Annotated in this window: 9 protein-coding genes and 1 pseudogene; 7 read left to right on the top strand and 3 right to left on the bottom strand. The window is 69.9% G+C overall.

Features of this window, described 5'->3' with window-relative positions; translation table 11 throughout:
- A pseudogene (locus D7X32_RS17885) lies at positions 1-341 on the bottom strand (hypothetical protein); the annotation flags it as partial.
- A gap of 234 nt (positions 342-575) precedes the next feature.
- Here D7X32_RS17885 and D7X32_RS17880 point away from each other — a divergent pair.
- From D7X32_RS17880 to D7X32_RS17865, 4 genes are all read left to right on the top strand, one after another.
- The gene (locus D7X32_RS17880) at positions 576-1,064 is read left to right on the top strand and encodes a Fur family transcriptional regulator (RefSeq protein WP_171450177.1); all 489 of its coding nucleotides are present in this window, start codon (positions 576-578) and stop codon (positions 1,062-1,064) included.
- 4 nt (positions 1,065-1,068) lie between these two features.
- Positions 1,069-1,593, top strand: coding sequence for a TlpA family protein disulfide reductase (locus D7X32_RS17875; protein ID WP_120603758.1), 525 nt, complete (start codon positions 1,069-1,071; stop codon positions 1,591-1,593).
- 83 nt (positions 1,594-1,676) lie between these two features.
- On the top strand, positions 1,677-1,958 hold the full coding sequence (locus D7X32_RS17870) for an FtsB family cell division protein (protein ID WP_120603757.1): 282 nt from the start codon (positions 1,677-1,679) through the stop codon (positions 1,956-1,958).
- Entirely contained in the window at positions 1,955-4,117 is a 2,163-nt protein-coding gene (locus D7X32_RS17865; protein WP_120603756.1) for a sensor domain-containing diguanylate cyclase, read from the top strand. The genes D7X32_RS17870 and D7X32_RS17865 overlap by 4 nt, the downstream gene beginning before the upstream one ends.
- A gap of 6 nt (positions 4,118-4,123) precedes the next feature.
- Here the strand turns inward: D7X32_RS17865 and D7X32_RS17860 are convergent, their stop codons facing one another.
- On the bottom strand, positions 4,124-4,498 hold the full coding sequence (locus tag D7X32_RS17860; RefSeq protein WP_120603765.1) for a DUSAM domain-containing protein: 375 nt from the start codon (positions 4,496-4,498) through the stop codon (positions 4,124-4,126).
- A gap of 59 nt (positions 4,499-4,557) precedes the next feature.
- Here D7X32_RS17860 and D7X32_RS17855 point away from each other — a divergent pair, with 59 nt between their 5' ends.
- Entirely contained in the window at positions 4,558-5,340 is a 783-nt protein-coding gene (locus D7X32_RS17855) for a class I SAM-dependent methyltransferase (protein WP_120603755.1), read from the top strand.
- 2 nt (positions 5,341-5,342) lie between these two features.
- Here the strand turns inward: D7X32_RS17855 and D7X32_RS17850 are convergent, their stop codons facing one another.
- Complete coding sequence (locus D7X32_RS17850) at positions 5,343-7,052, bottom strand: HAD-IG family 5'-nucleotidase (RefSeq protein WP_120603754.1); 1,710 nt, start codon at positions 7,050-7,052, stop codon at positions 5,343-5,345.
- A gap of 70 nt (positions 7,053-7,122) precedes the next feature.
- On the opposite strand from D7X32_RS17850, the gene D7X32_RS17845 reads away from it, so the two are divergent.
- Complete coding sequence (locus D7X32_RS17845; RefSeq protein WP_120603753.1) at positions 7,123-7,446, top strand: hypothetical protein; 324 nt, start codon at positions 7,123-7,125, stop codon at positions 7,444-7,446.
- Positions 7,443-9,725, top strand: a complete 2,283-nt coding sequence (locus D7X32_RS17840) for a serine/threonine-protein kinase (protein WP_120603752.1) — start codon at positions 7,443-7,445, stop codon at positions 9,723-9,725. The genes D7X32_RS17845 and D7X32_RS17840 overlap by 4 nt, the downstream gene beginning before the upstream one ends.
- Positions 9,726-9,730 lie beyond the last annotated feature (5 nt).

The following is a 9,730-nucleotide window of genomic DNA, read 5'->3' as shown; positions in this document are numbered from 1 at the left end:
GTGGAGGCGGGCGCGGGGGGCGGCGTCTTCTCCTCGCGCACCAGGGCCAGCTCCTGGACCACGTCGTAGAAGCCGCACTCCTGGCGCTGGGCTGCGAGCGACGGCGTCACGCCGCGCAGGATGTCCACCACCGCGAAGGGCCCCAGGGGGGACGCCTCCGGTTCACCGTCCGTGAGGGCGCGGACCCGGAAGTCCTCCTCCTCGGTGAGGAGCGCGAGCGCCTCGCGGACCTGCTGTGCGGGGGCCGGAGCCTTCGCGCGTCGGCAGAAGTCCGACACCGCCACCGCCACCGGGGTGGGTACATCATCGGGCTGCCGTCTTCTCTGCCAGGGACTGATCATGGAAAGGAAAGGTTCGGAAAATTGCTCGTTTACGAGGGCGGATGCCTCTATCTTCGCGGCCAGACAGGTGTCAATGAGCCAGTCCGGCCTCAATGTAAACAGCCCAGGCGCGGCGCAAGGCGAAGTCCGTGCTAGTCAGCAGGGAAATGGGCGCTTGCTGAGGCCGGTTGCTGAAATTGGCTTGCGGGAGCAGGCATTCCCACCTCAACACATGGGGTGCTCCAGAGATTGCAGATGACGACCCATCACCACAGCCACTCCCATTCTGAGAAGGACAAGGACGAGGTGCTGGCGCGCTACATGGCCCAGCACGGCCTGAAGAGCACTCGCCAGCGCAGCCTCATCATCGACACGTTCTTCGAGGTGGGCGGCCACCTGTCCGTGGAGGAGCTGTGGAACAAGGTGCGCGAACAGGACACCAAGGTGTCCGTGGCCACCGTGTACCGGACCATGAAGCTGCTCAACGAGTGCGGCCTCGCGCACGCGCGCAACTTCGGCGACGGGCAGACGCGCTACGAGGCGGCGGCGGGGCGCGAGCACCACGACCACCTCATCTGCACGAGCTGCGGCACCATCGTGGAGTTCGAGAACGACCGCATCGAGACGCTCCAGGACGCGGTGGCTCGCAAGCACGGCTTCACGGTGACGTCGCACAAGATGGAGCTGTACGGCCTATGCCGTGAGTGTCAGCTCCGCGGTGGCCCTCCGGAGTCGGAGGCCTGAGCGCGTGAGCCCGGTGCGACGACGCGCGCTGGCGTGCGCGGTGGCGCTGGGCGTGCTGGCCCTCTCCGGCTGTCACCGCAATGGCCCGGTGGACGCCGGGCCCGCGTTCTACCGGGCGCTGTGGCTGCCGTCGGTGGGGCCCACGCGCTACGACCCGCGCCAGCTGCCGGGCAAGGTGGTGCTGGTGTCCTTCATGGCCACCTGGTGCTTCCCGTGCCTGGCGGACCTGCCCACGCTGAAGCACCTCCAGGAGACGTACGGTCCCCAGGGCTTCCAGGTGGTCGCGGTGGGGATGGACATCGACGAGGGGCGGGTGCTGGGGCCGTTCGCGGACCACTACGCCTTTCCCTACCCGGTGCTGCTGTCGGACGAGCGGATGCGCGCCGGTGAGAGCGCCTTCGGCCGCATCCGGGCGCTGCCCAGCACGGTGCTGCTGGACAAGCACGGCCGCGCGGTGGCCGCGTGGCAGGGCATCGAGGGCCAGTCCGACGTGGCGAAGGCCATCGAAAAGCTGCTGAAGGCGGACTGAGTTCCGGCCCCGGCCCGGAGTGCTACAGGGCTGGAGCGGAATTCTTGCGGGCAGGGGGGCCGCTGGTACCTTCGCCGGCGCTCATGACGTCCCGGCGAAAGCTCCTGATGGTGGCGGCGGTGGTGGCGGTGGCCCTGAGCCTCGCTTCGGTGGCGGACGCCAAGGGCTTCCGTCGTTACCTGCGCCTGCGGCAGGACGTGGAGGTGCTCGACGAGCGCAACCGCGCGCTGGCCGCGCAGAACGACGCGCTTCGCAAGGAGATCGCGGCGCTGCGCAAGGACCCGGCGACGCTGGAGCAGTCGGTCCGTGAGGAGCTCGGCTACGTGAAGCCGGGCGAAATCGTCTTCCACCTGGAGTCGCCATGACCTCGCTGTCCGTGGTGCCCTCTCCCGCGAAGCTCGTGCGCGCGTTCTTCCGCGCCATCCCCGCGGCGGTGGCGCTGGCCACCTTCGTGCACCTGGCGCGGGGGGGCTTCCGGGGCCTGCACACGCTGGGGTGGACGGAAGCGGCGCTGGTGGTGGGGCTGCTCGTCGGCATTGGCATGGCTGCGTGGCGCCGGGCGATGCGCTCGTCGGTGGGCGCGATCATCGACCTGCGCGACGACCTGGAGTTGGGCGGCGGGCTCATCTCCGCGGCCTTCATCGTGGTGGCCATTGGCGGCGGGGAGCTGTTCCCCATCGTCTACCTGCTGATGGCGTTCCTGGTGGCGTTCCTGCCGCGCAATGCGGGCATGACGCTGCTGGGCGTGGCGCTGGTGTACGACGGGCTGGTGACGCTGGGCGGGCAGGTGGTGAACGTCACCGGGTTCCTGACGCACACGCTGTTCCTGGCGCTGTTCGCGGGGCTGTACCACCTGGTGCTGTCCGCGCGGATGGCGGTGGCGAAGCGGGCGGAGTCGGACGCGGTGCAGAAGCGCATCCGCGAGGTGGAGGAGCGCGCGCGCACCTTCCGGCTGGTGTCCTCCGGGACGCAGGACAGCTTCAGCGGGATGAACTCCGACGAGAAGTGGCTCGTCGCGTCGGTGAAGGAGATTGAAGGCGCGGTGCACGCGGCGCTGGAGATCGCGGAGACGGGCCTGCGCACGGACACCTGCGCGGCGTTCCTGCTCACGTCGGACGACCGGAGCCTGAAGCTGTACGACTGCCGTTCGGCGTCGGAGCGGGTGCAGCGCGAGAAGTTCAACGCGGGCGAGGGCATCATCGGCGGAGTGCTGAAGCGCCGCGCGCCGGTGCGGATGAACTCGCCGCAGGGGCTGAAGGGCGTCACGTACTACGAGGGCGGCGGTCCCACGGTGCAGGCGCTGCTTGCGGTGCCCATCCTGGAGGGCAGCGGGCTGGTGCGCGGCGTGCTGGTGGCGGACAAGCTCAAGAACGAGCCGTTCACCGACCAGGACGAGAAGATGCTGACCACCATCGCCGGAGAGGTGCTGCGCTCCATCGAGGTGGAGCGGGTGATGAGCTACATCCGCAAGACGCGCGACGAGAAGGACCGGTTCTTCCGGGCCATCGAGGAGCTGAACCGCGCGGGCAGCCCGGACCAGGTGTTCGTGGCGGTGCTGGAGGCGACGCGGCAGCTGGCGGGGCTGGACTTCTGCGCGGTGACGTTGGTGTCGGAGCAGGAGGGCAAGCGGGTGCACCGCGTGATGCGGATGACGGGCGTCACGGCGCAGGGCAAGGCGCTGGAGGGGCGCACGTTCCAGGACAACAACGGCCTGGTGGCGAACGTCGTGCGCTACGGGGCGCCGTTGCCGGGGCGGGACATCAAGGCGATGGACCGCCAGGTCATCTTCGATGAAGAGACGCAGGTGCGCGGCCTGGGCGCGCTGAAGATCTTCCCGCTGGTGGCGGGGGACCGCATCCTGGGCACGCTGGTGGCGGGGTCGCGCAAGAAGACGGCGTTCGAGCAGGACGTGCTGCGGATGATCGAAGTCATCGCCATCCAGGCGGCGCAGGCGGTGTTGCGCGCGCAGCTCTACGAGCAGATGGAGCGGATGGCGACGACGGACGGCCTCACGGGGCTGCTCAACCACCGCACGTTCCAGTCGCGCGCGGACGACATCCTGGCGCAGGCGCGGCGGTACAACCGCAAGTGCTCCATCATGTTGACGGACGTGGACCACTTCAAGAACGTGAACGACACGTACGGGCACCCGACGGGCGACCAGGTGCTCAAGGGCGTGGCGCGCATCATCAAGACGATGGCGCGGGACACGGACGTCGTCGCGCGCTACGGCGGCGAGGAGTTCGTGATGGTGATGCCGGAGACGGACGTGCAGGGCGCGAAGATCATCGCGGAGCGCATCCGCGAGGCGGTGATGGCGGAGGTGTTCCAGACGGAGATGGGCCCGCTGCGCATCACGATGTCGCTGGGCATCGCGACGTTCCCGGACAACGCCATGGAGAAGCAGCAGATGATCGACCTGGCGGACCAGTGCCTGTACCACTCGAAGCGCAACGGCCGGAACCAGTCCGTGACGGTGGCGCAGATGCAGGGTGGCCGGAAGCTCCAGGCGGTCGCGGAGTAGGGCGGTTCAGTCCAGGTCCGCGAGCTGCCCCTGCGCGAGCTCGCGGTAGTACGGCACGACCTCCACGGAGAGCAGGTCCCGCATCTGTTGGCGCGCGCCGTCCAGATCGCCCTGGTCGCGAAGGCGGTACATGCGGTGGAGGGCGTCGCTCATGCGCCGGGAACCCTCCGTGACGCGCTGACGCATCTGGTGGAGGAGGGCGGTCGCGGCCTCCGGGGTGCGCAGGCCGGCCTCTACTTCCGCAGGGGGGATGGCCACGGAAGGGCCGGCCCGTCGCAGGAGTGTGCGCAGGGCGTCATCCAGGATGACAGTGCCTTCTTGCTGAGCGTGCGTGTCGAGCACACGGAGTTGATGCCAGTCGCCTTCGAGGTCTTCGACCATGGCTGCCGTGCCGCTCCTTCGCTGCACGGTCAAGACCATACCCAGCTATACGTTCCTCGATGAGTCCTCTTCCCCTCGCCGTCACCACCAGCACGAAGACGGACGTGGCCACGGTGCGTGAGGCGCGGGCCGTGGCGCAGCGGTGGAACCTGCCGTTCCTTCCGCGCCGCTCCAGTGAGGGCATCGCGCCCTGGCTGGGCACCAAGGTGGATGCGCTGCTCGTCGTGGGCGGCGATGGCGTGACGCTGTGGGAACCGCAGGGTTCGTTCGGCTTCCACGCGGGCATGGCTCACCTGCGGCGCATGCGCCTTCGGCAGGGGCAGCGCGATGATGCGTTCCTCAAGGTCGCGGAGATCGTCCCAGGCGATGCCGTGCTCGACTGCACCCTGGGCCTGGCACAGGACGCGTTGGTGGCGTCGCTCGCCGTGGGTCCGGCGGGCCGTGTCGTCGGCCTGGAGAAGAGCCTGCCCCTGTGCATCGTCGCCGCGGAGGGGCTCCAGCGCTACGACCGGGGCGCGGACTCTTGCGCCATCGAAGTGGTCCACGCGGACGCGCACGCGTACCTGAAGACGCTGCCCGCGAAGTCCTTCGACGTCGTCTTCTTCGACCCGATGTTCGCCAAGCCGAAGAAGGCCCAGCCCGCCTTCGACGTCCTACGCCGCTTCGCGGAACACGCCCCCCTCACGCCCGAAGCGGTGGAGGAGGGGAGGCGCGTCGCCCGACGGTGGGTCGTCGTGAAGGGCGCTCGCCACACCGACGACCTGCGCAAGGTGGGCATCGAGCCGGCGCCCACGTCGCGCTTCAGCGACGTCATCTGGGGCCGGCTGCCCGCGACGCCCTGAAACTACTCCTTCTCCGACGACCCCTTCGGCGGGCCTTCACTGCCCATCGGGGACAGCTTGCTCGACAGCGCGCCGGCCTGCTCGTGCGCCATCAGGTCTCGCGGGGAGCGGTAGTATTGCATCGGCGAGTGGTGCAGGAAGTTCGACACGCGGCTCGTGTAGAGACACGCGTACTGCTCCACCTGGTAGCCGAAGCGGCTGTTCTCGTTGCCTTCCTTGAACAGCAGGCCCCAGTACGGATTGAAGCCCTCCTCGACGTCGCGCTCCAGCGTGTCCGCGATGCCGTTGGTCTCCTTCAACGAACGGCGCAGCTTCTCCAGCTCCGCCTTCGTCTTCTTGCGCAGCTCCTCCACCTCCTGCCGCTCCGGCTCCGGAAGCTCCTCGCGCTCCAGCCTGCGCTCCAGGGTGTTCAACACCGTCTTGCGGTGGTTCACCTCGTCGTCCAGCCGCGCGCGCGTCAGTTCCACCTCGGACAGCGTGACGATCTCCTCGCGCCGCTGATCCGTGTACGTGATCTCGTCTTCAATCTCCTGGACGATCATGCACGTGCGCCACAGCGACGACTTCTTCGACTTCAGGATGTCGCCGTAGATGTGGTCGCCCACGTAGAGGACGTGCTCGCCGCGGTAACCGGTGAACTCCTCGAACTGGGCCAGGTTGCCGCCGGAGTACACCGTGCCGCGCTCCAGTGACTTCGCCTCGCCCACCACCTTGCCTGCCTCCGTGGACGAATCCAGCTCCAGGAACGGCCGGTTCTCCGTGAAGAAGGCCGGCTTGCCCGCCGCCGTCACCGTGAAGTCGAAGTAGTTCCGCCAGCTGGGGTACTCCGGCAGCTGCCCGTCCAACAGGTAGCGCATCACCGCGTTCGTGTAGTCCCACGCGGAGTTCGTCAGCAGGAACAGCCGCTTTCCACCCGAGCGCAGCTTGTGCAACGCCGGCCCCAGCTCCGGATCCAGGAACACGTAGCGCGCCAGATCCTTGCGGATCTCCCGCTTGAGCGAGTTGTCCCGGTGCACCGTGTCGATGGCTTCCCGGATGTCGTCGTAGAGCTTGCCGTAGTTCACGGTGTGCCCCAGCGACTCCATCAACTCGATGATGCCCGAGTAGAGGCATGTCTCCGGCAGCGCGAAGAGCGTGTCGTTCCACGCGAACTGCGGGTTGCGCAGCCGCACGCGCTTGTTGCGGTACAGCTCCTTCCACGCATCGCGCTTCAGCGGCCGCAGGCCGTGGTACGCGCGCCCCACGTGACCGAAGCGGTCCATCTTCAGGACGTTGCCGTTCACGCGGTCCACCGCGAGGCCGCGCATCACGAAGTGGTGGTCGTAGAGCAGGCCGCCCACGAACGGCGGGTAGCCGTACTCGCTGATCAGCTTCGCGATCGTCATGTCGAACGACAGCTGCTCCAGCCGGCGCATGTGGTAGATGGCCAGCGTGTAGTCCATGTCGAACCCGATGAGTTCGACGTGGTCCATGCGCAGGTTGCGGTTGACGAACACGTCCCGCGCATGCGGCACCTGGGCGGTGGCCTCACGCGGGGTGGTGAGCAGCCGGCCGAGCACGTCGTCGGTGAGCAGGTCCCTCGCCCGGCGGGCCGCGTCGTTGGCGTGCTCGCGGCGGATGGAGGAACGGAAGCTCCCGTGCAGCGGATCCACGGAGGGTCCGCCCGGGATGGGCTGGGCAGGGGAGAGTAGAGGCACGAGACCCCCAAACATAACATGCGCCGCTCGCCCTTCGCCCGCGTCCTTGCGGGCTTCGCACGGGGCTGGCACGCTCTGTCCAACGATGCGCACCCCACGTCCATCCCCGGCCTCCGCCGAGGACCTCCACGCGCGCCTGTCCGCTCGCATCACCGCGCTGGAGGATCGGGTGCGCCGTCTGGAGGCCCGGCTCGCCCTGGAGGCGCGCAAGCCCCCCCCCGTCCGCACCCGCGCCAGCGTCTCCGCCGCCACCGTCCGCACCGCCAGGCCCCGTCCGCGCTGCCCCGGTTGCACCCTGGAGCTGCCGCGCGGACGGCGCGGTGAGTCGTGCGTCTGGTGCGGCTTCGTGTTCGCCGCAGTGTCCCGCCGCCGCGCCACCGGGCCGAAGACGCCCCGGAAGGCCCGATGAGCGGGACGTACCGGCTCACCGGCCGCACCGAGGCAGGGGACCTGGCGGAGCTGTACGAAGCCCTGCTGCTGCCCAGCATCCCCGTCGCGGTGAAGCTCTTCCTGCCGCGCACCTCCGACCCCGCCTATGCCCGCGAGCTGGCGGAGACCGTGCGGCGGCTTCAACCCGTGCGCCACCCGGGCCTCCTCCACGTCGTGGACGTGGGCTTCGTGCGCCAGCGGCTCGCCGTGGTCCGCGAGGACGTGGACGGCTTCACGCTGGGCATCGCGCTCCAGCGCCTCAACACGAAGGAAGTCCTCCTGCCGCCCACGGTGGCGCTCTCCATCGTCATCCAGCTCCTGGAGGTCGTGCAGCTCGCGCATGACGCGGGCGTCGTCCACGGGGCCATCACCCCCGGCAACGTCCTCCTGTCTCGCGAGGGCTATCCGGCCATCTGCGACTTCGGCGCGCTCCAGGCGCTGCTGTCCGTGCCCCAGCTCAAGCGCACGTTCGCGCACCGGGGCCGCAGCGCGTACCGCGCGCCGGAGGTCACGCGCGGTGAGGAGGCCACGGAGGCGTCCGACGTGTACTCGCTGGGCGCCATCGCCTACGAGCTGCTCACGTTGCGTGAGGCCGTGGTGCCCGGCAGCGGCGTGAGCACCCGGCGCGAGACGCTGCCCCCGCCCAGCCGGTTGGACCGGCGGATCAACTCGCGGCTGGATCCGGCGGTGATGCGCGCGTTGGATCCCGCGCCCCAGCGGCGCTTCCGCTCGTGCGGCGAGTTCGCCCAGGCCCTGCGCAACTTCCTCTCCGCGGGCGGTGGCCTTCCCGGAACGGAAGAGGTGGGGCGCTTCGTGTCGGAGCTGTTCCCCAACGAGGTGAGCCTCGCCGCTCCCGGGCCCGTGCCCTTCGCGGATTCCTTCAAGCTGGAGCCCGTCTCCGGCGCGGAGATGGAGGACCTGCACGCGGAGGAACTCGAGGCGTCCATCGTCCAGCGCGCCCCGTACAGCCGCGCGCCCACGGAGCAGGAGGCGTCCGCCGACACGCAGGAAGCCGCTCCTGGCTTCGAGGCGTTTCGTCCCCAGGACTACGCGCCGGATGCGGATGGGGACGATGCACCCGCGGACGACGAATCCGCTCCGGAGTCCGAGTCCGCGAACGAAGCGCGGAGCACGGACCCTTCGCATGCGGGACCCCTGGAGCAGGGCTGGGACGCGCCGCCCGGCGTCCTCGCGCAGAAGTCCCGCCGTCAGGCCGGTCCGCAGGGGGGCGCGGAGGGCCCTTCCTCACGCGCGGCACGCAATCCTCGCGTGAAGGTCATCGAGGACTTCTCCGGGCCGGCCCTGGGCGAGGATGAACCGCCCGTGCCCACCGGCCGCCGTGCCGCCATGCGCCCCGGACAACCCCAGGGTGCGCCCTTGGGCTCCGAAGAAGAGCCGCCGCCCAGCACGAAGCGCCCGGCGCTGCGTCCCGCGCGCGGTGCCGGGGGCAGGTCGCCCGCGCAGGAGACGATGGCGCTCCCCGCCGTGGGTGGGGCCGCGCCCGCCCCGGAAGCCGCCGACGCGGCCACGCCCCGCCAGGAGCGCCGGGGCCGCGCCGAGCCCACCGAAGCCCTTCCTTCCGAGCCTCGTTCGGAGCGCCGCGCGGCCCCTCCGAAGGCGGAAGGCCGCGTGCGCCACGACATGGCGGAGCCCGCGCCATCGGACCGGCACCTGCCGGTGCACCAGCGCTTCGACACGGTGGAGACGCCGCGCATGGACGTGGTGGACACCGCGCTCCGCCGCAAGCGCCTGCTCTTCATCGCGGGCGGCATCGCGCTGGTGGGCCTGTTCATGTTCGCGGTCGCCGCGTGGCGGCTGGGCCTGGAGCCGGTGCAGGAACCGGAGCTGCCCCGCTACGACCCGAACGCGCCCGTGGCGAACGGCACCCCGGCACCGCCCGCGAACCCGTCCGCGCTCAAGCCCATCACGCCCCCACCGCCCGCGCCGCCGCCGACCCCGGGCGCCCGCGACGTGGAGGACGAGGACGCGGAAGAGGACGGCGCCGAACCGGGCGTCCCGCCCAAGAACCAGCGGGCCTTCCTCACGCTGCGCACGAACATCCCGGCGAACGTGTTCATCGACGGGGCCCGGGTGCGCCGCGCGACGCCGCTGGTGGGCTACCCGATCCGGGTGGGCACTCGCGACATCCGCGTGGTGGCCATCTCCACCGGTGAGCAGAAGGACTTCCAGCTCCGCTTCTCGCGGGGCCAGCACCAGAAGCTGGACGAACAGTTCCAGCCTCCCCCCACCAGGCGGTGAGTTTC

The organism is Corallococcus carmarthensis (assembly GCF_003611695.1).
Classification (GTDB): domain Bacteria; phylum Myxococcota; class Myxococcia; order Myxococcales; family Myxococcaceae; genus Corallococcus; species Corallococcus carmarthensis.
The sequence above is the reverse complement of the archived record's forward strand: the minus strand, read 5'-3'. Positions and strand labels throughout refer to the sequence as shown.